The 20,721-nt window shown below is 73.0% G+C and carries 25 protein-coding genes; 13 read left to right on the plus strand and 12 right to left on the minus strand.

Going from position 1 to position 20,721, the window contains the following annotated elements; translation table 11 throughout:
• Positions 1-27: 27 nt before the first annotated feature.
• Entirely contained in the window at positions 28-1,602 is a 1,575-nt protein-coding gene (locus H5V45_RS10935) for a bifunctional phosphatase PAP2/diacylglycerol kinase family protein (protein ID WP_343061514.1), read from the plus strand.
• A gap of 71 nt (positions 1,603-1,673) precedes the next feature.
• Here H5V45_RS10935 and H5V45_RS10940 read toward each other — a convergent pair whose 3' ends face one another.
• On the minus strand, positions 1,674-2,072 hold the full coding sequence (locus tag H5V45_RS10940) for a DUF4446 family protein (RefSeq protein ID WP_343061515.1): 399 nt from the start codon (positions 2,070-2,072) through the stop codon (positions 1,674-1,676).
• 117 nt (positions 2,073-2,189) lie between these two features.
• Here H5V45_RS10940 and H5V45_RS10945 point away from each other — a divergent pair, with 117 nt between their 5' ends.
• A complete protein-coding gene (locus H5V45_RS10945; protein WP_185252950.1) occupies positions 2,190-3,035 on the plus strand; it encodes a prephenate dehydratase in 846 nt (281 codons plus the stop codon).
• A 12-nt stretch (positions 3,036-3,047) separates the two neighbouring features.
• Here H5V45_RS10945 and H5V45_RS10950 read toward each other — a convergent pair whose 3' ends face one another.
• Entirely contained in the window at positions 3,048-3,830 is a 783-nt protein-coding gene (locus tag H5V45_RS10950; RefSeq protein WP_185252951.1) for a VOC family protein, read from the minus strand.
• Between the two features lie 97 nt (positions 3,831-3,927).
• Here H5V45_RS10950 and larB point away from each other — a divergent pair, with 97 nt between their 5' ends.
• From larB to H5V45_RS10980, 6 genes are all read left to right on the plus strand, one after another.
• Positions 3,928-4,641 carry a nickel pincer cofactor biosynthesis protein LarB gene (larB, locus tag H5V45_RS10955; RefSeq protein WP_185252952.1) on the plus strand — a complete coding sequence of 238 codons (714 nt, stop codon included), beginning with the start codon at positions 3,928-3,930 and terminating at the stop codon, positions 4,639-4,641.
• Positions 4,638-5,840, plus strand: coding sequence for a nickel pincer cofactor biosynthesis protein LarC (larC, locus tag H5V45_RS10960; protein ID WP_185252953.1), 1,203 nt, complete (start codon positions 4,638-4,640; stop codon positions 5,838-5,840). Before larB ends, larC begins: the two co-directional genes overlap by 4 nt.
• A complete protein-coding gene (locus tag H5V45_RS10965) occupies positions 5,840-6,436 on the plus strand; it encodes a TMEM165/GDT1 family protein (protein ID WP_185252954.1) in 597 nt (198 codons plus the stop codon). The genes larC and H5V45_RS10965 overlap by 1 nt, the downstream gene beginning before the upstream one ends.
• Before the next feature lie 62 nt (positions 6,437-6,498).
• Entirely contained in the window at positions 6,499-7,731 is a 1,233-nt protein-coding gene (locus tag H5V45_RS10970) for an arginine deiminase (protein WP_185252955.1), read from the plus strand.
• 111 nt (positions 7,732-7,842) lie between these two features.
• Positions 7,843-8,217, plus strand: a complete 375-nt coding sequence (locus H5V45_RS10975) for a Crp/Fnr family transcriptional regulator (protein WP_185252956.1) — start codon at positions 7,843-7,845, stop codon at positions 8,215-8,217.
• Entirely contained in the window at positions 8,218-9,342 is a 1,125-nt protein-coding gene (locus H5V45_RS10980) for an adenylate/guanylate cyclase domain-containing protein (RefSeq protein ID WP_343061516.1), read from the plus strand.
• Positions 9,343-9,345: 3 nt separating this feature from the next.
• On the opposite strand, the gene H5V45_RS10985 is transcribed toward H5V45_RS10980, so the two are convergent.
• Complete coding sequence (locus tag H5V45_RS10985) at positions 9,346-9,978, minus strand: hypothetical protein (RefSeq protein ID WP_185252957.1); 633 nt, start codon at positions 9,976-9,978, stop codon at positions 9,346-9,348.
• 116 nt (positions 9,979-10,094) lie between these two features.
• Between H5V45_RS10985 and H5V45_RS21890 the strand changes: the two genes are divergently transcribed.
• Positions 10,095-10,577 (plus strand): GNAT family N-acetyltransferase, encoded by a 483-nt coding sequence (locus H5V45_RS21890; protein WP_185252958.1) that lies wholly within the window; start codon positions 10,095-10,097, stop codon positions 10,575-10,577.
• Positions 10,578-10,722: 145 nt separating this feature from the next.
• Here H5V45_RS21890 and H5V45_RS10995 read toward each other — a convergent pair whose 3' ends face one another.
• From H5V45_RS10995 to H5V45_RS11005, 3 genes are read right to left on the minus strand one after another with little or no spacing between them, the layout of a single operon-like run.
• Positions 10,723-11,652, minus strand: coding sequence for a DUF5926 family protein (locus H5V45_RS10995; protein WP_185252959.1), 930 nt, complete (start codon positions 11,650-11,652; stop codon positions 10,723-10,725).
• 9 nt (positions 11,653-11,661) lie between these two features.
• Positions 11,662-12,441: a glycerophosphodiester phosphodiesterase family protein gene (locus tag H5V45_RS11000; protein ID WP_185252960.1), complete on the minus strand. Its 780-nt coding sequence runs from the start codon at positions 12,439-12,441 to the stop codon at positions 11,662-11,664.
• Positions 12,442-12,466: 25 nt separating this feature from the next.
• Positions 12,467-12,838 carry a VOC family protein gene (locus tag H5V45_RS11005; RefSeq protein WP_185252961.1) on the minus strand — a complete coding sequence of 124 codons (372 nt, stop codon included), beginning with the start codon at positions 12,836-12,838 and terminating at the stop codon, positions 12,467-12,469.
• Positions 12,839-12,930: 92 nt separating this feature from the next.
• Here H5V45_RS11005 and H5V45_RS11010 point away from each other — a divergent pair, with 92 nt between their 5' ends.
• The gene (locus tag H5V45_RS11010) at positions 12,931-13,419 is read left to right on the plus strand and encodes a GNAT family N-acetyltransferase (RefSeq protein ID WP_185254602.1); all 489 of its coding nucleotides are present in this window, start codon (positions 12,931-12,933) and stop codon (positions 13,417-13,419) included.
• Between the two features lie 2 nt (positions 13,420-13,421).
• Here H5V45_RS11010 and H5V45_RS11015 read toward each other — a convergent pair whose 3' ends face one another.
• Positions 13,422-14,063 (minus strand): HAD family hydrolase, encoded by a 642-nt coding sequence (locus H5V45_RS11015; protein WP_185252962.1) that lies wholly within the window; start codon positions 14,061-14,063, stop codon positions 13,422-13,424.
• 335 nt (positions 14,064-14,398) lie between these two features.
• Here H5V45_RS11015 and H5V45_RS11020 point away from each other — a divergent pair, with 335 nt between their 5' ends.
• Positions 14,399-15,649: an HNH endonuclease signature motif containing protein gene (locus tag H5V45_RS11020; protein WP_185252963.1), complete on the plus strand. Its 1,251-nt coding sequence runs from the start codon at positions 14,399-14,401 to the stop codon at positions 15,647-15,649.
• Positions 15,650-15,687: 38 nt separating this feature from the next.
• Here the strand turns inward: H5V45_RS11020 and H5V45_RS11025 are convergent, their stop codons facing one another.
• From H5V45_RS11025 to H5V45_RS11035, 3 genes are read right to left on the minus strand one after another with little or no spacing between them, the layout of a single operon-like run.
• Entirely contained in the window at positions 15,688-16,557 is an 870-nt protein-coding gene (locus H5V45_RS11025) for an alpha/beta fold hydrolase (protein ID WP_343061517.1), read from the minus strand.
• A gap of 45 nt (positions 16,558-16,602) precedes the next feature.
• On the minus strand, positions 16,603-17,817 hold the full coding sequence (locus H5V45_RS11030; RefSeq protein WP_185252964.1) for an AAA family ATPase: 1,215 nt from the start codon (positions 17,815-17,817) through the stop codon (positions 16,603-16,605).
• A 59-nt stretch (positions 17,818-17,876) separates the two neighbouring features.
• On the minus strand, positions 17,877-18,173 hold the full coding sequence (locus H5V45_RS11035) for a hypothetical protein (RefSeq protein ID WP_185252965.1): 297 nt from the start codon (positions 18,171-18,173) through the stop codon (positions 17,877-17,879).
• 83 nt (positions 18,174-18,256) lie between these two features.
• Here H5V45_RS11035 and H5V45_RS11040 point away from each other — a divergent pair, with 83 nt between their 5' ends.
• Both H5V45_RS11040 and H5V45_RS11045 read left to right on the plus strand, forming a co-directional pair.
• Positions 18,257-19,123, plus strand: coding sequence for an Fpg/Nei family DNA glycosylase (locus H5V45_RS11040; protein WP_185252966.1), 867 nt, complete (start codon positions 18,257-18,259; stop codon positions 19,121-19,123).
• Between the two features lie 12 nt (positions 19,124-19,135).
• On the plus strand, positions 19,136-19,471 hold the full coding sequence (locus H5V45_RS11045; RefSeq protein WP_185252967.1) for a rhodanese-like domain-containing protein: 336 nt from the start codon (positions 19,136-19,138) through the stop codon (positions 19,469-19,471).
• 41 nt (positions 19,472-19,512) lie between these two features.
• Here H5V45_RS11045 and H5V45_RS11050 read toward each other — a convergent pair whose 3' ends face one another.
• Together H5V45_RS11050 and aat are read right to left on the minus strand one after the other, a co-directional pair.
• Positions 19,513-19,905, minus strand: a complete 393-nt coding sequence (locus H5V45_RS11050; protein WP_185252968.1) for a hypothetical protein — start codon at positions 19,903-19,905, stop codon at positions 19,513-19,515.
• Positions 19,906-19,960: 55 nt separating this feature from the next.
• On the minus strand, positions 19,961-20,650 hold the full coding sequence (aat, locus tag H5V45_RS11055) for a leucyl/phenylalanyl-tRNA--protein transferase (protein ID WP_185252969.1): 690 nt from the start codon (positions 20,648-20,650) through the stop codon (positions 19,961-19,963).
• Positions 20,651-20,721: the final 71 nt, after the last annotated feature.

A 20,721-nucleotide genomic window follows, 5' to 3' on the forward strand; every position in this document is an offset into this window, starting at 1 on the left:
GCCTCCCCCGACCCTCGAAGGACCTCCGTGCTCGACCGACCTCGTCTCGTCACGCTGAGCTGGGCCCTGGCCTGCTTCGCCGCCTTCGCCGTGGTCGCGGTGCTGGTCACCCAGGGGTGGGGCCCGCTGACGGCGATCGACGACCGGGGCAACGGCCTGGAGGGCTGGGCGGTCAACGAGCACTGGCTGCGCCAGCCGCTCAAGGTGATCGAGCTGTGCTTCGCCACCATCGGGATGACCGTGCTGACCACGGTCCTGGCCGGGGCGATGCTGCTCAAGGGCCACCGCCGCGCCGCGATCTTCGCGGTGGTCGTGATGATCGCGACGTCGCTGCTGACGACCTTCCTCAAGCTCGAGATCGGCCGCGGCCGGCCGCCGTGGCAGAACAAGAACGGCCTGCTCAGCAGCCAGTCCTTCCCGTCCGGGCACGCGTCGTCGATCACCGCATTCGTCGGGATCATCCTCGTCCTGGTGGTGATGCTCGTGCGCCGCTCGAGCACCCGCCGCACGGCGTACGTCGCGGGCGCCGCGCTCGTGCTGCTGGTCTGCGCCGACCGCGTGCTGCTCGGCCGGCACTACCCGAGCGACGTGACCGCCGGCGCCCTGCTCGGCGCCGGGATGGTGCTGCTCGGCCTCACCGTGCTCAACCCGCTCCCGCGCAGCCACGCCCAGAAGTCCGACCCTCTGCCCGAGGTGCTCTCCGGCGGCCGGCGGCTCGCGGTCGTGCTCAACCCGATCAAGGTCGAGGACGAGGGCCAGTTCCGCGCGATCGTCGGGGCGATGGCCGCCGAGGCCGGCTGGGACGAGCCGACCTGGCACCGCACCACCATCGAGGACCCCGGCACCGGCATGGCCGAGGCGGCCTCGATCGCCGGCGCCGACCTGGTGCTGGTCTGCGGCGGCGACGGCACCGTGCGCGAGGTCTGCGCCGAGCTCGCGGGCACCGGCATCCCGGTCGGGATCGTGCCGGCCGGCACCGGCAACCTGCTGGCCCGCAACCTCGACATCCCGCTGTACCTGCGCGCCGCCATCGACGTCGCGCTGACCGGCCAGGACCGGGCGATCGACCTGGTCCGCGTCGGCGGCGACGGCATCGAGGACACCCACTTCATGGTGATGGCCGGCATGGGCTTCGACGCCGCGATCATGGAGGGCGTCAACGAGGACCTGAAGAAGAAGGTCGGCTGGGTCGCCTACGTGCTCTCCGGCCTCAAGTCGCTGATGTTCCCGGCCGTCAAGGTCGAGGTATCGGTCGACGGGGGCGAGTTCACCAAGCACCGCGCCCGGACGGTCGTCGTCGGCAACGTCGGCTTCCTCCAGGCCGGGCTGCCGCTGCTGCCCGACGCCGCCATCGACGACGGCCTGCTCGACGTCGTGATCCTGCACCCGCGCAACTTCTTCTCCTGGATCCCGCTGGCCTGGCGGGTGCTGCTCAAGCTCAAGCGCTCCGACGACCTGGTGAACCGGATGACCGGCGCCACCGTCGTGGTCCGCTCCAGCACCGACACCCCGCGCCAGCTCGACGGCGACTCGATCGGCCTGGGCCGCGAGCTCCGGATGGAGTGCGTGCACGGGCGCCTGCTGGTCCGCGTCCCCCGCTGACCCTGCGGTCGGCGTGTGCAGATGCGCCGACTCGACCTCTGAGGCGTGTGCAGATGCGCCGACTCGACGGGTTACCGGCGGGCGCCGGCGATCGCCTCGTCCTCCTCCGGGGACAGCTGCTGCTCGCAGGTCCAGCCGGAGATGCTCTTCGCGTAGGTGCGGGCCTCGCTGCGGCCGTGGATCGAGGTCAGCACGACCCCGTTGCCGCCGTCGTCGAGCAGGGCCAGGGACCAGGAGAGGTGCCCGCCCATGTCGCCGAAGGCGTCGTAGCGCACCACCGCGAGGTGGCGCAGCGCGTCGCGGGTCTCGGCCCGCAGGGCGGCGACCTCCTGGCGCAGGCCGAAGACGTCCTCGGGCAGGGCGTCGGCGCCCGAGCCCCGACGGCTGGCGTTGAGCCGGCGCAGCGCGACGACCGCGAGAACGGCGGCGCCGAGGGCGACGAGCAGGGCGAGCGACGCGAGGATGACCACGCGCAGAGCCTAGGGACGCCGGGGCCCCGATCGTCGGTGACCCGCCCGGGACGGCCGCGACGGTCAGCCGGTGGTCGGCGGCCCGGGGCGCCGGTGGCTGCGTGGGACCATGGCGCGGTGACCGACAGCAGCCCCCGCAGGATCGCCTACCAGGGTGAGCCCGGCGCCAACTCGCACATCGTGTGCCGCGAGCACTACCCCGACTGGGAGGCGGTGGCCTGCGCGTCGTTCGAGGACGTCTTCGCCGCCGTCGAGTCCGGCGAGGCCCAGCTGGCGATGATCCCGATCGACAACTCGATCGCCGGCCGGGTGGCCGACATCCACCACTTCCTGCCGGACTCCGGGCTGCACATCGTCGCGGAGCACTTCCTGCGGATCCGCTTCCACCTGATGGGCGTGCCCGGCGCGACCCTGGACTCCATCCGCACCGTGCACAGCCACGTGCACGCGCTCGGCCAGTGCCGCAAGATCATCCGCGAGCACGGCCTGAAGCCGGTCATCTCGGGCGACACCGCCGGCGCGGCCCGCGAGGTCGTCGAGGCCGGTGACCCGACCCAGGCCGCGATCTCGCCGCCCCTGGCCGCGGAGATCTACGGGCTGGAGGTGCTGGCCGAGGACATCGAGGACGAGGACCACAACACCACCCGCTTCGTGGTGCTCTCCCCCGACCTCGTCGAGGCGCCGGCAGGCAACGGCCCCGTGGTCACCAGCTTCATCTTCAACGTGCGCAACCTGCCGGCCGCGCTCTACAAGGCGCTGGGCGGCTTCGCGACCAACGGCGTCAACATGACCAAGCTCGAGAGCTACATGGTCGGGGGGAAGTTCACCGCGACGCAGTTCCTCGCCGAGGTCGACGGCCACCCCGACGACGTCGGGGTGAGGAACGCGCTCGAGGAGCTGGCGTTCTTCACCACCGACGTCACGATCCTCGGGGTCTACCCCGCGGACGCCTTCCGCGCCTGAGCCCGAGCGGCCTCAGGACTCGTCGGAGGGGTTCTCCATGAGCGCGAACATCGCGCCCTGCGGGTCGGCCAGGAAGGCCATCCGGCCGACACCGGGCACGTCGAACGCCGGCGCGAGCATCTTGCCGCCGAGCTCTTGGGCCTGCGCCACCGTCTCGTCGCAGCTGGCGACGTTGAAGTAGACGTTCCAGTGCGGGGGGATGCCCTCCATCATCGGCGCCGTCGCCCCGCCGACGGTCCGGCCGCCGACGCTCAGGCAGGTGTAGGAGCCGCCCTCCATCGGCATCTCCTCCCAGCCCACGCCGAGCACCTCGGTGTAGAACGCCGTGGCGGCGGCGACGTCGGGGGTGACGAGCTCGTTCCAGATGGGGGTGCCGGGCTCGTTGGCGCGGCCGGTGCCGATGTGGGCGTAGGCCTGCCAGAGGTTCACCCGGGCGTCGGTCGGGTCCTTGATCGCCACCATCCGCCCGTGCGGCCCGACGTCGAACGGCCCGGCCTCGACGCTGCCGCCCGCTCCCGCGACCTTCGCGGCCGCCGCGTCCACGTCGTCGACGGCGAGGTAGACGCCCCAGAACGCCGGGTGGCCCGCGAGCTGCGGCATCTGGCCGGCCAGCCCGGCGACGACGTCGCCCTCCAGCGTGGCGCGGACGTAGTAGTGGCCCTCGTCGTCGAGGGGTGCGTCCTCGCTGCTCCACCCGAACAGGGCGCCGTAGAACGCCTTGGCGGCCTCCTGGTCCGGCGTCTGCAGCTCGACGTAGCTGGGGGTGCCCTGGGCGTAGGACTCGATCTTCGGCATGGCGTGCTCTCCTCGGTGATGTGGGCGTCGACCCCGGTCGTCCCCACACAACACCCGGGCACCGACAGTGGCAACGCCGCCCCGGTAAGTTCCTCGTGTGGACCAGCCCGACCCCCGCACCGCCGACCTCGGTTTCGCACGTGTCGACCTGGACCGCGCGGAGCGGACCGGCGACGCCGAGGTCGTGTACGGCGCCGGCAAGACGCCCGACCAGGTCGTCGCGATCCTCCGGGCCCTCCACGACCGGCACCCCGACCGGGCCGTGCTGGCGACCCGCCTCACCGACGCCGCCCTCGACCTGGTCGTCGAGGCCCTGCCCGACGCCGTCGCCGACCGGGTCGCCCGCGCGGTCACCCTCGGCCCGCTGCCCGAGCCGCGCGGCACCGTCGCGGTCGTCGCGGCCGGCACCTCCGACGCGCCGGTCGCGGCCGAGGCCGCGCTGACGATCCGCGTGCACGGCGCCGGCGTCGACCGCATCGACGACGTGGGGGTCGCCGGCCTGCACCGGCTGATGGCGGTCCGGGACCGTCTCGCCGAGGCCGACTGCCTCGTCGTGGTCGCCGGCATGGAGGGCGCGCTCCCCTCGGTGGTGGGCGGCCTCACCGGCGTCCCCCTCGTGGCCGTGCCCACGAGCGTCGGCTACGGCGCCTCCTTCGGCGGCGTCGCCGCCCTGCTGGGCATGCTCAACTCCTGCGCGCCGGGCGTGACGGTCGTCAACATCGACAACGGGTACGGCGCCGGCGTCTTCGCGGCCCGGGTCGCCCGCCGTGCCGAGCCCCGTCCGGAAGCTCGCTCCGAGGCCGGCGCGTGACGATCTGGGTCGACGCGTCGTCGGGGGCCAGCGGCGACATGCTGCTGGGTGCCCTGCTGGGCGCCGGCGTCCCCGTGGACGTGCTGCAGTCGGCCGTCGACGCCATCGCCCCCGAGCCGGTGACGCTGTCGGTGGAGCGGGTGCAGCGCAACGGCTTCGCCGCCACCCGCTGCCACGTCGGGCTCGCCGACTCCGCCACGCACCGCACCTGGCGCGACATCCGGGCCCTGCTCGCCGACGCGGCGCTGGCCGAGCCGGTGCGCGACCTGGCCACCCGCACCTTCGAGCGGCTCGCGGTCGCCGAGGCGGCCGTGCACGGCACCGAGCCCGAGGACGTCCACTTCCACGAGGTCGGGGCGCTCGACGCGATCGCCGACGTGGTCGGCGTCTGCGCCGGGTTCGTCCACCTGGCGTCCGTCGAGGTCGTCGTCAGCCCGGTCGCCGTCGGCTCCGGCACCATCCGCGGCGCCCACGGCTCGATGCCGGTCCCGCCGCCGGCGGTCGCCGAGCTGCTCCGCGGCGTCCCGTCGTACGCCGGCCCGCCCGGCGCCCCGGCGATGGAGCTGTGCACGCCCACCGGTGCGGCGATGCTGACGACCCTGGCGACGTCCTGGGGCGCCCAGCCGCCGATGGTGACCGACGTCGTCGGCGTCGGCGCCGGCGGCCGCGACCCGGAGGGCCACGCGAACGTGCTGCGCCTGCTGGTCGGCACCCCGGTCGACGCGGCCCCGGCCCCCGCCGCCGCCCCGCCGCTGCTCATCGAGACCAACGTCGACGACCTGGACCCGCGGGTCTGGCCCGCGGTCATCGCGGCCCTGCTCGAGGCCGGCGCGTCCGACGCCTGGCTGACGCCGATCCTGATGAAGAAGGGCCGCCCGGCCCACACGCTCAGCGTGCTCGTCGCGGCCGCCCGGGCCGCCGAGGTCCGCGCCACGATCTTCCGCCAGACCTCCACGATCGGCCTGCGCGAGCAGCCGCTCGGCAAGCACGCCCTCGACCGCGAGATGGTCGCCGTCGAGGTCGGCGGCCACGAGATCGCGGTCAAGCTGGCCCGGCACGACGGCGTGCTGGTGAACGCCCAGCCGGAGTACGACGACGTGGCCCGCGCCGCGGCCGCCCTCGGCCGCCCGGTGGTCGACGTCCTCGCCGACGCCGCGGCCCTGAGCCGCGCCTTCCTACGAACGGACACCACCCCCTGATGGACATCGTCGTCATCGCGCTCACCTTCGCCGCGATCTTCGTCGTCGAGCTGCCGGACAAGACCTTCGTGGCGACGCTGGTGCTCGCGACGAAGTACCGCCCCCTCCTCGTCTGGATCGGCGTCGGCCTCGCCTTCACAGTGCAGACCATCGTCGCCGTGGCCCTCGGGCACGCCGTGACGTTCCTGCCCGAGGACCTCGTCCGCGGCGTCGCCGGCGTGATCTTCCTGGCCGGTGCGGTCCTGCTCTTCCGCGAGGGCCGCAGCCACCACCTGGCCAGCGAGGACGAGGAGGCCTTCGCGGCCAAGGCGACCGCGGCGACCGGCTGGAAGGCCGTGCTCACCTGCTTCCTCATCCTCTTCGCGGCCGAGTGGGGCGACCTCAGCCAGCTGCTGACGATCTCGCTCGTCGCGAAGTACGAGGACCCGGTCTCGGTGTTCATCGGTGCGCTCGGTGCCCTTCTCACCGTCAGCGGGCTGGCCGCCGTCTCCGGTCGCGCGCTGATGAAGAAGATCCCGCTGCACGCCCTGCACTACGTCGGGGCCGCCGTCTGCCTGCTGCTCGCCGCCGTGACGGCGTACGAGCTCCTGGCCTAGGCGACCACGCACCCGTCGTACGACGACTCGGCGCGAGCCCGGCGAACAACTAGGCTGCGGCCATGACGCAGACCTCGATCCCGCACGGCGCCGACAGCGAGGTCGGCACGCTCCAGACCGTGATGCTCCACCGGCCCGGTCCCGAGCTGAAGCGCCTCACGCCCCGCAACAACGACAAGCTGCTCTTCGACGGGATCCCGTGGGTCGCCCGCGCGCAGGAGGAGCACGACGCGTTCGCCGAGGCGCTGCGGGCGCGCAACGTGGAGGTGCTCTACCTCACCGACCTGCTCACCGAGACGCTCGCGAGCCCCGACGCCCGCAACCACGCGATCACCACCGGCCTCGCGGGCCTGCACCTCGGCGACACGATGCGGACCTACCTGGCCCACGCGCTGCGCGACGCGTCGCCGGAGGAGCTCACCGGCTACCTCACCGCCGGCATCCGCAACGACGAGGTCCGCGGCGGTTTCGGCCTGGTCACCTCGCTCTTCGCCAGCGACGACTTCCTCATCGACCCGCTGCCCAACCTGCTCTTCACCCGCGACTCCAGCGTCTGGATCCAGGACCGGGTCGCGATCACCTCGCTGGCGATGCCGGCCCGCTCGCGCGAGACCCAGCTGACCGAGCTGATCTACACCGAGCACCCGCGCTTCCGCGGCACCCGCAAGATCCACGGCTGGCACCACGAGCACGTCGAGGGCGGCGACGTCCTGCTGCTCGCGCCCGGCGTGATCGCGGTCGGCGTCGGCGAGCGCACCACCCCGGCCGGCGTCGAGCGCCTGGCCCGCCAGGTCTTCCACGCCGACCTCGCGCACACCGTGCTCGCCGTGCCGATCGCCCAGGAGCGGGCGACGATGCACCTCGACACCGTCTGCACGATGGTCGACGTCGACAAGATCGTGATGTACCCCAACGTCGCCGACTCGCTCCGCGCGTACGCCGTCACGGTGGCCGACCGCGGCGAGCGCGACACCGACCTCGTGCTCGACGTCGCCGACGCCGAGCCGTTCCTGGTCGCCGCCGCGAAGGCGATGGAGATCGACACGCTGCACCAGATCGACACCGGCCTCGACCCCGTCACCGCCGAGCGCGAGCAGTGGGACGACGGCAACAACACCCTGGCCCTGGCGCCGCGCGTGGCCGTCGCCTACGAGCGCAACGACGAGACCAACGACCGCCTCGAGGAGGCCGGGATCGAGGTCGTCCGGATCGCCGGTTCCGAGCTGGGCTCGGGTCGCGGGGGGCCGCGCTGCATGAGCTGCCCGATCGCCCGGGAGCCGCTGCCGGTCGACTGACCTCGCGGTCCGGCCACAAAGTGACGCACGGTACTGGACCATTGCTGGACACGCCCCCCGCGGTCGGGAAGGATCCGGCCGCAGGGAGCACCCCACTGCGAAAGGCTCGACATGGCTGTCTCGTTCTTCGACGCGTTCACCCCGCAGGAGGTCGCCCGCATCAGCGCGGCCGGCACGCACGTGAAGGTGCCGCAGGGATGGTCGCCCATCTGGGAGAAGACCGGCGCCGACAAGGCGTACATCCTCCTCGACGGCACCGCCTCGGTCCGCAAGAAGGGTGAGGAGATCGCCCAGATCGGCCCCGGCGAGATCATGGGCGAGGCCGCGATCGTCAACCACTCGCTGCGCACCGCCTCCATCGTCGCGCTGACGCCCCTCGAGCTCATCCACTTCACCGCCGAGGCCGTGCGCACGCTGTGCGACGAGATGCCGTCGTTCGCCCAGGCCCTGAAGGCGGCGGCGGACGCGCGGCTCGGCGAGAGCTGAGTGGTCCCCTCCCAGGACGGGACCGGGTCCGGGACCGATGCCGGGTCCGGGGACGGGGCCGGAGCGGCCACCCCTGACGCGGTCCCGACCGACGGGACGGGCGACCTGCCCGACCAGGTCTCCCCGGAGCTGCTCGAGACCATCGAGGAGTACCTCCTCGGGGAGAAGCCGACACTGACGCGCGTCCAGGTCGCCGAGCAGGCCGGGATGAACCAGACCGTCGCCGAGGAGCTGTGGCGCCTCCTCGGCTTCCCGCAGCAGACCGACGAGGCGGTCGCCTTCACCGAGGCCGATGTCCAGGCGCTGCGCGAGACCGACGCCCTGATGCGGCTGGGCATCCTCAGCCCGGACTCCCAGGCCGCCCTGGTGCGGACCTGGGGCCGCAGCTTCGCCCGGCTCGCCGAGTGGGAGACCACCCTGCTCGCCAACGTCGCCACCGCCGGCCCGGACCCGGACCCCGAGGCGCGGCTCACCGAGCTCGCCGCCGAGGTGCTCCCCCGCGTCGAGTCGCTGCAGACCTACGTCTGGCGACGGCACCTGGCGGCCTCGACCAGCCGGATGTTCGCGGTGCAGTCGGTCGGCGCCACCAAGGTCCAGCTCGCGGTCTGCTTCGTCGACATCGTCGGCTACACCTCGCAGAGCAAGAGCCTCGACGAGGCCGAGCTGGTGTCCTGGCTGGAGAACTTCGAGTCCGAGACCACCGGCCTGGTCGTCGACCACGGGGGCCGCATCATCAAGACGATCGGCGACGAGGTCCTCTTCGTCGCCGACGACATCGAGGTGGCCGCCGAGATCGCCCTGAAGATGGTCGAGAAGGGCGCCGACGAGGACGACTTCTTCCCCGCCGTACGCGCCGGAGTGGCGTACGGCGAGGTCGTCAACCGCCTCGGCGACGTCTACGGCCCCACCGTCAACATCGCCTCCCGGCTCACCTCCGTGGCCCGCCCCGGCTCGGTCCTCGTCGACGCCGGCGCCTACGAGCAGCTCTCCGGCCGCACCTCCGACGCGGACGGCGACGAGCGCGAGAGCGACCCCGGCTCGTCGGCGTTCCGCTTCCGCCGGATGCGACGCACGTCGGTCAAGGGCTACTCCCGCCTGCAGTCCTGGGTGCTGCGGCGGGGCTGATCCTCAGGGCTCCGACAGCGTCAGGTCGACGCGTCGGAGCCGACCGGTCCGGTCCGCCACGAGGGCCAGTGCGAAGTCGCCGGCGCACGAGCGACGGGCAGGTGCGGGCCGGAGCACGACCAGCCGTCCGGATGGGATCGGCCCGCTCCGCGCCGGGGCGCAGACGACCTCGCCGGGGATCGACGAGACGACGAGGCGGGTCCCGTTGGCGGCGGAGTTCCTGATCGGGCCGAGCAGGTCGACGGGGCACGAGGCGGCGGCGTACGACGACCATGCGGCCGGACAGGTCCGCCAGATCCTCCGGTCGGGCAAGCGCGGCGGCGACGTCGCGATCGCGACCACCGTCCGTCCGCCGATCGCCAGCGACACCGAAGTGGCGACGGGGAGGACGTCGACCTCGCCCGTGGCGTAGCGGACAAAGGCCCGGGCCAGTCGCCGCAGGTCCGGGGCGACGGGCGGAGCCGCGGCCCGGAGCGGGTGCGTGCGCCGTACCAACGGCTGGGCCGGCGCGGCCGCTGCACGGCCAGTAAGGAGTGCGGACGGCGGAGCCGGGTCGGGGCGGCTCGACGTCGAGCTGCACGACGAGGCTGCGAGGACCAGCGCGACGGCGAACGCCACCGGTCCGGCGGCGGGCACGCGCGCGGGCGACGTCGTACGACGGTGGTGGGCGCAGGTCACACGTCTGGGACGCGCGAGGGGCGAGCCCGGTTGTCCCGCGCCGCGGCGCGACGGACGCGTGCGACGATGCCCGCGTGCCTGACCGGGACCCGACGCACCTCGTCCGCGACGCCGAGGCCGCCGACGTGCCGGCGATCGTCGCGCTCTACGCGGACGACCCCCTCGGCCGGGAGCGCGAGGAGGCGGTCGACCCGCTGCCGGCGCCGTACTGGCACGCCTTCGAGGCGATCCGGGCCGACCCCCGGCACCGCCTCGTCGTCCTGGACGACGGCGAGGTCGCCGCGACGCTGCAGCTGTCCTTCGTGCCGCACCTCGTCAGGCGCGGCGCCGAACGCGCCCAGGTCGAGGCGGTCCGGGTGGCCTCCCACCGGCGCGGCGAGGGCCTGGCCCGGGCCCTGCTGGAGTGGGCCGTCGACGCGGCCCGCGAGCGCGGGTGCGGGCTGGTCCAGCTGACGACGGACGCGACGCGCCCGGACGCGCACGGGGTCTACGAGGCGCTGGGCTTCCGGCCGACGCACGTCGGGATGAAGCTCCTGCTCGACCCGTTTGAGGACTGACGACACCCTCGGGAAATGTAGAAGCCCGGCCGTTGTCGACGGGGGACACAACAACGACCGGGCAGCGAGAAATCTACGTGACGTGCCGGGTGCGGCACAACCGTTCAGGCCGATGAACCGACGTGATCCAACGCATGTTCGGCATTCACCTGATGGTGACCTGGCGGTTCGCGAGGCCGGAGCGCGACGAGCGCTGGGCGGGCGTCAGGTCGGAGTCGTCGGCCAGGGCCTCGGCGAGTGCCTTCGCGAACGCCTCGGCCGGCTCCTCGAGCGGCTCGGGGCCGGTGCCGACCGGCACGTCCCAGACGGGGGCGAGCAGGCCGTGGGCGCGGAACATCCCGACGAAGCGGGAGTCCGGCACGAGCTGGTCCTGGCCGGCCTCGTGCAGGCGGGCGAGCGCGTCGAGCAGCTTGTCCTCGGGCTCCGGCATCACCCAGCGCAGGTGCTCCTTGGGGCCGACGTTGGTCCAGTACGCCGCCTCGACGGTCGTCAGCCGGGCGGTCGGGGAGGCCGCCTCGTTGGCCTGCTCGAGCGCGGCGGCCATGCCGTCACGGTCCTCGACGTCGGCGATCCAGTAGTCGAAGCCGTCGTGCACGGTGATGTCCAGCGTGTCGCCGGTGATCAGGTCCTGCAGTCGCGGGCCGGCGCCGGGGTCGTCGGTCAGTCCGACGATGCCGGTCTCCGCCTCGAGCGCCTTGAGCAGCACGGCGCCGAGGTCGCGGGCCGGGTCGCCGAAGCCGTGCTGGACCTGCAGGCCCAGCCAGATGTCGCCGTTCTCGCGCACCATCGCGGGCGCGGCCATCGGCAGCAGCGAGCAGAGCTGGACGGTGCGGTCGGAGTCCTTGAGCGTCAGCGGCGCGGTCGCGGCCGGGACCAGCTCGCGCAGCGCGACGACGTCGCACTCGGACGGCAGTCCCTCGAAGGGCCGGTTCACGAAGACCGTCGGCGCGCCGCCGGGGGCACCGTGGCACGCCTTGTAGCGACGGCCCGAGCCGCACGGGCAGGGCTGGCGGGGGCCGACCTCGCCGGCCGCGGGCGCCTGGTCACGGGTCTTGGTGCGAGAGCTCTTTCCCATGGGGGGAACCTATCGGTCGAGCAGCTCGCGCATGTACGCCGGCCGGTCGCTGATGACCGCCTTCACGCCGAGCTCCAGGCACAGGTCCAGCTCGTCCTGGGTGTTCACGGTCCACACGTGGAGGTCGTGGCCGCTGTCGACGATGCGCCGTCCCAGCTTGGGGTGCTCCTGCAGCTCGACGATGCCCGGCCCGACGATCCAGTCCTCGCCGATCACCCGCCGCAGCATCGGCCAGTGGTGCGCCCGCTCGACCAGCATCACCACCGGCAGCCCCGGCGCGAGCCGCTCGACGCGCTGCAGGGCGGTGTAGGAGAAGCTCATCACCCGCGCCGGCGAGCCGAGCCCGGCCCAGCCGAAGTCGCGCAGCATCTCCACGACCCGGCGCTCCACGAGGCCGCCGTACCGCGTCGGGTGCTTCGTCTCGATCGCCACCTCGATCCGGCGGTCGTAGTCCGCGGCCGTCTCGAGCAGCTTGCGCAGCGTGAGCACGGTGTCGAGCTCCTCGTCGCGCTCGGGCGCCTCATCGTCGAGGTCGGCCCACGGGTGCTTCCACGACGCGAAGTCGAGCTGGTCGAGGTCGGCCAGCTCCATCGTCGAGATGACGCCGGGCCGGCTGGCGGTGCGCCGCAGGTCGCGGTCGTGCACGCAGACCAGGTGGCCGTCGGCGGTCAGGCGTACGTCGCACTCCAGGCCGTCCGCGCCCGCGTCGAGGGCCGCGACGTACGCCCGCAGCGTGTGCTCGGCGTTGTCCTCGCTCGCACCCCGGTGTGCGACGACCTGCGGCCTCATGGGTTCATTCTTGCGGGTGAGGTGCTCAGGCGCGGGGACGCTGCTCCACGAGTCCCACCAGGTTCCCCTCCGGGTCGCGCACGAAGGCCTGCCACTCGTCGGTGCCGGCCGGCCCCAGCGTGTCGTCCTCGTGGCCGAAGATGACGTGCGGCTCGCCCTCGACCGGCGCGCCGCGCTCGCGCAGCCGGGTGAGCGTCGCGTCGATGTCGTCGACCGCCAGGTAGATCGTCGCCGGGGGCGCATTGCCCTCCAGCATCAGCCGCACCCCGTCGAGGTCGAAGAACACCAGCCCGGGCGGGTCGTACGTCGCTCGCGGCGGAGCACCGAGGAGGTCCTCGTAGAACGCGGCGGCCCGGGCGAGGTCGTCGGCGTGCTGGGCGATCTGGACGAGGCGCATGGCGCCGATGCTGCTGGCTCGCAGCCGTGCCGCGCAAGAGCGCGCGCCGCGGCCGCTGGGGGCCGCCCCCGGCGTACGGTCCACCGGTGAGCATGCAGCCCGTCGGGCCCTCCCCCTCCCTGAACCTGCGGCTCGCGACCGAGCGCGACATCGCCTTCCTCACCGACCTGGTCGTGGTCGTGACCCGGGCGCAGGGCAGGGTCCCGGACGACTTCGACGAGGCGGAGTACCGGAACGGCTTCGCCGGCTCGACCATCGAGCAGGTCGCCGGTCGGGTCGAGGACTCCACGACGTACGTCGTGGAGATCGACGGCGAGCGCGCCGGACGCCTGCGCGTGGTCCGCTTCCGTGACCGCCACGAGATCGCCGGCATCCAGCTGCTGCCCGCTCACCAGGGCCGCGGCCTCGGCACCCACCTGATCGAGCAGCTGATCAGCGAGGCGCGCGACGCCGGTCTGCCCGTGCGGCTCGGCGTCGAGCACGACAACCCGCGGGCCCGCTCGCTGTACGAGCGCCTCGGGTTCGTCAAGGTCGGCTCGACGGACCAGGAGGCCTTGATGGAGTGGCGCGACGTCGGCTGACCTCACAGCATCCCGAGGACCTCGGTGAGCGTCGTGACGGCGCCCTCGTGGCCGGCGTCGCTGGCGCCCGTTGACCGGTCGATGCGCACGGCGCGGATCCCCACCGCCTCGGCGCCGGCGCAGTACGCCGCCTGGTCGTCCACGAGGACGGTGCGCCCGGCGTCTGCCGCCAGCATCGCGAGCGCGTGCCGGTAGATCCCCGCGTCGGGCTTCGCCGACCCGACGTCGCAGGACAGCACCACCCCGTCGACCAGGTCCGCCAGGCCCACGTGCGCGAGCAGCGGGCCGGCGTTCGGGGCGCAGTTGCTGACCAGCCCGACCCGTAGCCCGCGGCGGTGGCACTCCTCGACGAACGGGACCACGTCGGGGAACACCGTCACGTGCTCCTGGAGCAGCTCGCGGTCACGGAGCACGAGCCCCTCCGCGCCGTCCGGCGAGACACCACCTCGCGTCAGCACCTCCGCGAACGCGTCCCGGGGCGAGATCGCGCCCGTCATCAGCGCGGGCCCGTGGTCGCTCCCCGCGGCGACCCACGCCGACACCGGCAGCCCGGACGCCTCGGCGAGCCCCGTCAGCGCGGCACCGAAGTCGACCGTCAGCACGGTCTCGAAGACGTCGAGCAGCACCGCGTCGGCAGGTGTCATGGTCGCCACCCTAGATCGAAGGTGCGCCTCCGGTGGTTGAGGAAGGCGCGCTAGCGCCTGTCTCGAAACCACCTCACCCCTGCCGCGACTCGAGGCCGTCTGTGGTCCGGCCTGTGCGCGCCTGGACGTAGTTCCGGTGTAGGGGATTTATTGAAGATGTGGTTGCCGTGGGTGCCGGGGCTACTACCCCTTGCGGTTGCTTTCAGGGTTGCCGTGGCTGCCACTTGCCCGCCGTGGTCACCGTTCGAACATTTGTCCTGATATTTTACCTTCAGGGTCGCTTTCCGGCTCATTCTGAGCCCTGGATTGTCGGTGGTCCCTGATTGACTTTCTCCATGACCAGCTCCCAGACCACGGCTCCGCAGCACGCGATCTCGCGCGCCGTCGCAGCCATGGACGAGCAGGTCGACAACGTTCTTGACGCACCCGTGTGGTCGATGTCGGACGACGAGGCCGCGGCCACGTTGGTCCGGCTCACCCGGCTCAGCTCACGCATCAGCGAGCTCGAGGCCCGCGTCGCGTTGCAGGCGGTTGCGGTAGGGGTGGGCTCGTCGGTTGGAGCGACCTCGACCCAGGCGTGGTGGGCGACCCGGACCAGCCAGACGCATCGGAGCACTGCCGCCAAGATGCACGTCGCCGAGGCCCTCGGCCGCTGGGACCTCGTCCGTCAGGCCTTGTCCTCCGGAGCGATCCTGACCGAGCAGGCCCAGGTCATCGTGCGGGCCCTGGACGACCTCCCCGACGACGTCAACCCCGAGACCCGGGTCCTGGCGGAGAAGCACCTCGTCGACCTGGCCGCCGACCACGACGCCGTCGACCTGCGCCGCCTCGGTCGCGGACTTCTCGACGTCATCGACCCCGCCGCTGGCGAGGAGGAAGAGCGCCGCCGCCTCGAGGAAGAGGAGCGCAAGGCACGCCAGCGGATGCGGCTCACCATGAGCGACGACGGGCACGGGTCCTGCCACGGCCGATTCACCATCCCCGCCGCCCAAGGGGCCATGCTCAAGAAGATCCTCCAGGGCCTCTCGGCCCCGAAGCACCAGACCGCGATCCATGGAGCGGGGGTTGAGCGGAAGCCGAGCCCGGAGCGGATGGGGGCCGCGTTCTGCGAGCTCATCGAGCGCTACCCCACCGACCGGCTCCCCAACGCGGGTGGCGTCAACGCGACCGTCGTCATCACGATGCCGCTGGAGACCCTCCTCGGTGCCGAGAAGGCCGCCACCCTCGACACCGGCGACAAGATCACCGCGAGCCAGGCCCGCCGCCTCGCCTGCGAGGCCGGGATCGTCCCGGCCGTGCTCGGCGGGAAGTCCGAGGTCCTCGACCTCGGCCGCACCCGCCGCTTCTTCTCGAAAGCCCAGCTCCTGGCCCTCGGCATCCAGCAAGGCGGCTGCACCGCCGATGGCTGCGACTGGCCACCCAGCATGTGCCACGCCCACCACGACACCTTCTGGAGTCACGGCGGCAACACCGACCTCAAGGACGGCCGCCTCCTCTGCCCACGACACCACGCCCGCGCCCACGACCCCACCTTCACCATGACCATGCTCCCCGGCGGGAAGGTCGCCTTCACCCGGCGGACGTAGGCCGACCCCTGCCCCGCGCCCGACCACCGGCGCGCACGTCAGCTAGCCCGCTCGACCAACCAGTCGAGCGCGGACGACGCGTGCCGCAGCACGGAGACGTGACCCTCGTCGGGGACGATCCGCAGCTCGGCGCCCGGGACCGTCGCGGCGAGCCAGCTGGCGTGGCCGGGCGGGATCATCCGGTCGGCGGCGCCGTGCAGGACCAGGGTCGGGGCCGCCACGTCCGCGACGGCGAAGCCCCAGGGTGCGACGAGCGCCAGGTCGTCGTCGACGGCCGCGGCGGGGCCGGCGGCGATCGCGGGGCGGACGACCTCCATGAACCAGGCCCAGTCGCCTGCCAAGGCCTCGCCGTCGGCCGCGACGAAGCCCGGGTCCAGCTCCTCGTCGGCGTCCTCGAGCGCCTCGCGGGCGGCTCGTCCCGCGGCGGCTGCGCGCAGGGTGGCGACGCTGCCCTCGGCCATGCCGGCGAAGAAGTCGAGGCCGTCCGCGTCGTAGGGCGCCGGGCCGGACGCGCCCACGACGGCCTTCACCCGCTCCCCGAGCAGGGCGGCGCAGGCCAGGGCGTGTGGGCCGCCGCCGGAGTGGCCGAAGGCCGCGAAGCGGTCGACACCGAGCGCGTCGAGCACCGCGGCGACGTCATCGGCTGCCGAGGCGATGCTGCGGCCGGGCGCGGGGGTGGAGCCGCCGTACCCCGGCCGGTCGTAGCCCAGCCAGCGCAGCCCCAGGCGCCGGGCGTCGGCGAAGAGCGGGCGCGGCGGGGTGCCGACGTTCGGCGTGCCGTGCAGCCACAGGACGGGCAGCAGCCCGTCCTCGCGCGCGCCGGTGTCGTAGGCGTGGAGCACCCGCCCGTCGGGCAGCGTCACGTCGGTCTCGGTCATGGAGGTCTGGGTCACGGGGGTCTCGCTCACGGGAGTAGGTCGGAGCCGGTCGGCGTCGTTCGACATGCCCGCGGGTCAGGCGTGCTCGCGGAGGTAGCGTCCGAAGTGCGGCACGGTGAAGGCGATCCGGCCGCGCTCGCCGGAGTAGATCAGCCCCTTCTTCAGCAGCGCGTCGCGCGCCGGCGAGAGCGACTGCGGCTTCTTGTCGAGGGCGGCCGCGACGTCCGCGGTCGGGACGCTCTGGATGTCGTCGAGCTGCTCGTCGCCGCGCTCGGCGATGGCGACGGCGGCGTCGGCCATGGCGCGGAGGTACTCGCGCTCCCCCGGCGTGGCCCGCTCGTAGCGGCTGCCGAAGAAGCCGACCGCCAGCTCGCCCTCGGCCTCGGGGGCCGCGACCGCGACGTCCTCGGCGGTGATCGGCGAGCGCGGGGCCAGGTCCCACACGACCTTGCCGTAGGCCTGGATGAAGTAGGGGTAGCCTCCGGTCGCGGCGTACATCGCGGCCAGCGCCTCCTCGTCGTACGCCGCCTCCTCGCTCTCGGCCGGTGCGCTCAGCGCCCGGTCCGCCGCGTCGCGGGCGAGCCGGTCGATGCGCTGGTAGCGGAACAGCCGCTCGGAGTAGGACTTGCTCGCCGACAGCACCGCCGGGAGGTGCGGCAGGCCGGCACCCACGACGATGACGGGCAGGCCGGACTGGCTGATCTCGTGGCAGGCGGCGCACAGCGCGGAGATGTCGTCGGGTCCGAGGTCCTGCATCTCGTCGATGAAGATCGCCACGCCCTTGCCGAGGTCGGCCGCGAGGCCGCCCAGCTCGCTGAGCAGCTCGACCAGGTCGATCTCGATGTCGCCGGAGTCGGCCCGGCCGCGGACGGCCGGCACGTCGATGCCCGGGCTCCAGCGGTCGGCGAGCTTCGCGGCCGAGCCCGCCTCGCGCTGGGCGAAGGAGCGGATCACGCCGAGGACGTGGTCGACGTCCTCGCTCTGCGGGTGGCCGAGCTCGCGCACGGCCTGGTGGAGCGCGCTGGACAGCGGGCGACGCAGCCCCTGGTCGGGCCGGGCCTCGAGCTTGCCGGTCCCCCACTGCTTGCGGACCGCGGCGGAGCGCAGCGCGTTGAGCAGCACGGTCTTGCCGACGCCGCGCAGGCCGGTGAGCACCAGGCTCCGCTCGGGGCGACCGTGCGCGACCCGCTCGAGCACCACGTCGAAGGCGCGGAGCTGGTCGTCGCGACCGGCGAGCTCGGGCGGGCGCTGGCCGGCGCCGGGGGCGTAGGGGTTCCTGATCGGGTCCACGATCGGACCGTATCCGGGAATCTAGCGAGATCCCTAGAGTGACGCGCCGAGGGCCAGCGTCAGGCGCCGGAGGCGATCCGCCGCACCGGCTGGGTGTCGTGCGGGCCGCGCCGGTCGCTGCGGCGCTGGCCGAGCGCGACGTCGTACGCCGTGTCGAGGCCCGACCGGAGCAGGTCGATCAGCTCGGGGACCTCGTCGACGGCGAGCCGGAAGGAGCCGGAGCAGACGTTCTCGCGCCACAGCGACAGCACGACCATCCCCGACTCGTGGTGCCACGAGACCCGCATCGCGCGGTCGGTCCCGCGGGCGTCGAGGAAGATCGACCCCGCCTCCGGGAGCGGACGCGCGGTGGGCATGGGGCCATTCTGCCCCCGGGTGCGCCCGACCGGTAGCGATCTCGACGAGCCCGCTGCGCGGGGAGAGTGCCTAGGATGACCCCGTGCCCGAGCTCCCCGAGGTGGAAGCCCTGGCCCTGGACCTGAAGGGCCGGCTCACCGACCGCGCGATCGTGAAGATCCACGTCGCGGCGTTCAGCGCCCTCAAGACCTTCGACCCGCCGCTCTCGGCGCTCGAGGGGACGATGGTCGACGACGTGACGCGGCACGGGAAGTACCTCGACGTGCACGCCTCCGGGCTGCACCTCGTGCTGCACCTGGCCCGGGCCGGCTGGATCCGCTGGCGCGACGAGGTGCCGACGATCCCGCCCAAGCCCAGCAACAAGAACCCGCTCGCCGTCCGGGTCGTGCTCGACAACGGCGCCGGCCTCGACATCACCGAGGCGGGCACCAAGAAGAGCCTGGCGATGTACGTCGTGCGCCGGCCCGACGACGTGCCCGGCCTCGCCAGCCTGGGCCCCGACCCGATGACCGACGCGTTCACGATCGAGGTGCTGGCCGACATCCTCCAGCGTGAGGGCCGCAAGCAGATCAAGGGCGTGCTGCGCCACCAGGGCACGATCGCCGGGATCGGCAACGCCTACTCCGACGAGCTCCTGCACGCCGCGAAGCTGTCGCCGTTCAAGCCGGCCAACAGCCTGACCGACGCCGAACTGCAGACGTTGTACGCCGCCATCCGCGACGTCCTGGGCGACGCGGTCGCCCGCTCCAGCGGCCTCGCGATGAGCGAGCTCAAGGGCGAGAAGAAGTCCCACCTCAACGTGCACGCGCAGACCGGCAAGCCCTGCCCGGTGTGCGGGGACATCGTGCGCGAGGTGTCGTTCGCGGACTCGAGCCTGCAGTACTGCCCCACCTGCCAGACCAACGGCAAGCCGCTCGCCGACCGGCGGATGAGCAAGCTCCTCAAGTAGACGAGAGATCCCATGAACCAGGTCCCCAGCGTCAGCGTCGAGCAGGTCCCGACCCCTCTCCCGGAGGGGCTGGCGGTCCTCGACGTGCGCGAGGACGTCGAGTGGGACCACGGGCACATCGAGGGTGCGGTGCACGTGCCGCTGATGGAGCTGCCGCAGCGCCTCGACGAGGTGCCGGTCGGCCAGGTCCTCGTGGTCTGCAAGATCGGCGGCCGCTCGGCCCAGGCCACGGGCTACCTCGTGCAGCAGGGCATCGACGCGGTCAACCTCGACGGTGGGATGGTCGAGTGGGCGGCCGCGGGCCGCGACTTCGTGAGCGAGTCGGGGGCCGACCCCCGGGTCGTCTGACCCGGGAGCGGCCCCCGACCGTGCCTGCCTGAGGACTCAGGTCACGAGCAGGTCTTCGTCTGGTAGTCGTTGAAGGCCTTCTCCTGCGCCTTCTCGTCCTTGCTGAGGTCGTCGGTGAGCTTGGTGATCTCCTCCTCCGACGCGTCGTCCGGGAGGTCCTTGATCAGCTTGATGGTCAGCTCGAAGCCCTTGCGGGCGTCCTCGGAGATGCCCTTCGGGGTCCCGGTCTCCTCGATCTTGTCGCCGGCCTTCTTGAGGGCCTTGACGATGTCGGCGTCCTTGGCGTCCTCGCCGAGCTGGGTGAAGTCCTTCTCGATCGCGGCGAAGTTCGCGCAGAAGTCCTTCACGGACGCGTCCTCGGGGGCACCCCCACCGCAGCCTGCGGTCGTTCCGGCCACCAGCGCCAGGGTGGCGGCGAGCAGGGTCAGCTTCATGAATGTCTCCTCTTGTCGGTCCGTCTCGAGGTCACCCTGCCCCATGGCAGCGCATTCATGCATCGGTGGACGCGTCGAACAGCGCGGCGGTCTTGACCGCCAGGGTCACCGGGAGCCGGCGCAGGTACGCCGCCCGCGACAGCTCCACCACGCCGAGGCTCGCCAGGTGCGGGGTCGACCACTGCACGTCGACGATCCGGTCCGCGGCCCGGTCGTCGCGCAGGCCCTCGACCAGGCCCACCAGGGCGACCTTCGAGGCGTCCCGCTCGCGGTGGAACATCGACTCGCCCGCGAAGAGCCCGCCGACGGCCACGCCGTACAACCCCCCGACGAGGCGGCCGTCGCGCCAGGCCTCGACCGAGTGCGCCCAGCCGAGCTCGTGCAGGCGGAGGTACGCCGCGCGGATGTCGGCGTCGATCCAGCCGGAGTCCCGCGACGGGTCGGCGCAGGCGTCGACGACCTCCTCGAAGGCCGTGTCGACGCGGATCTCGTGGTCCCGGCAGGAGCGGCGCAGCGAGCGCGAGACGACCAGCCGGTCGAGCGGGAGGACCCCGCGGCGGACCGGTGAGAACCAGTACATCGGGTCGCCCGGGGTGCCCGACGGCATCGGGAACAGGCCCCGGCGGTACGCCGCCAGCAGGGTGCCCGGCTCCAGGTCGGCGCCGATCGCCACGAGGTCGTCGTCGGCGTCGAACGCCGCGGCCTCCCCGAAGGACCAGGCGGAGGGCGGGGGCTCGACGGGCACGGCGCCCACCGTAGTGGCCGCCCGCGGGCGGAGACGCGGCCGTTCCTGTGGGCCCGTAAGTACGCTGGCGC

The sequence above is a fragment of the Nocardioides luti genome (assembly GCF_014212315.1).
Classification (GTDB): Bacteria; Actinomycetota; Actinomycetes; order Propionibacteriales; family Nocardioidaceae; genus Nocardioides; species Nocardioides luti.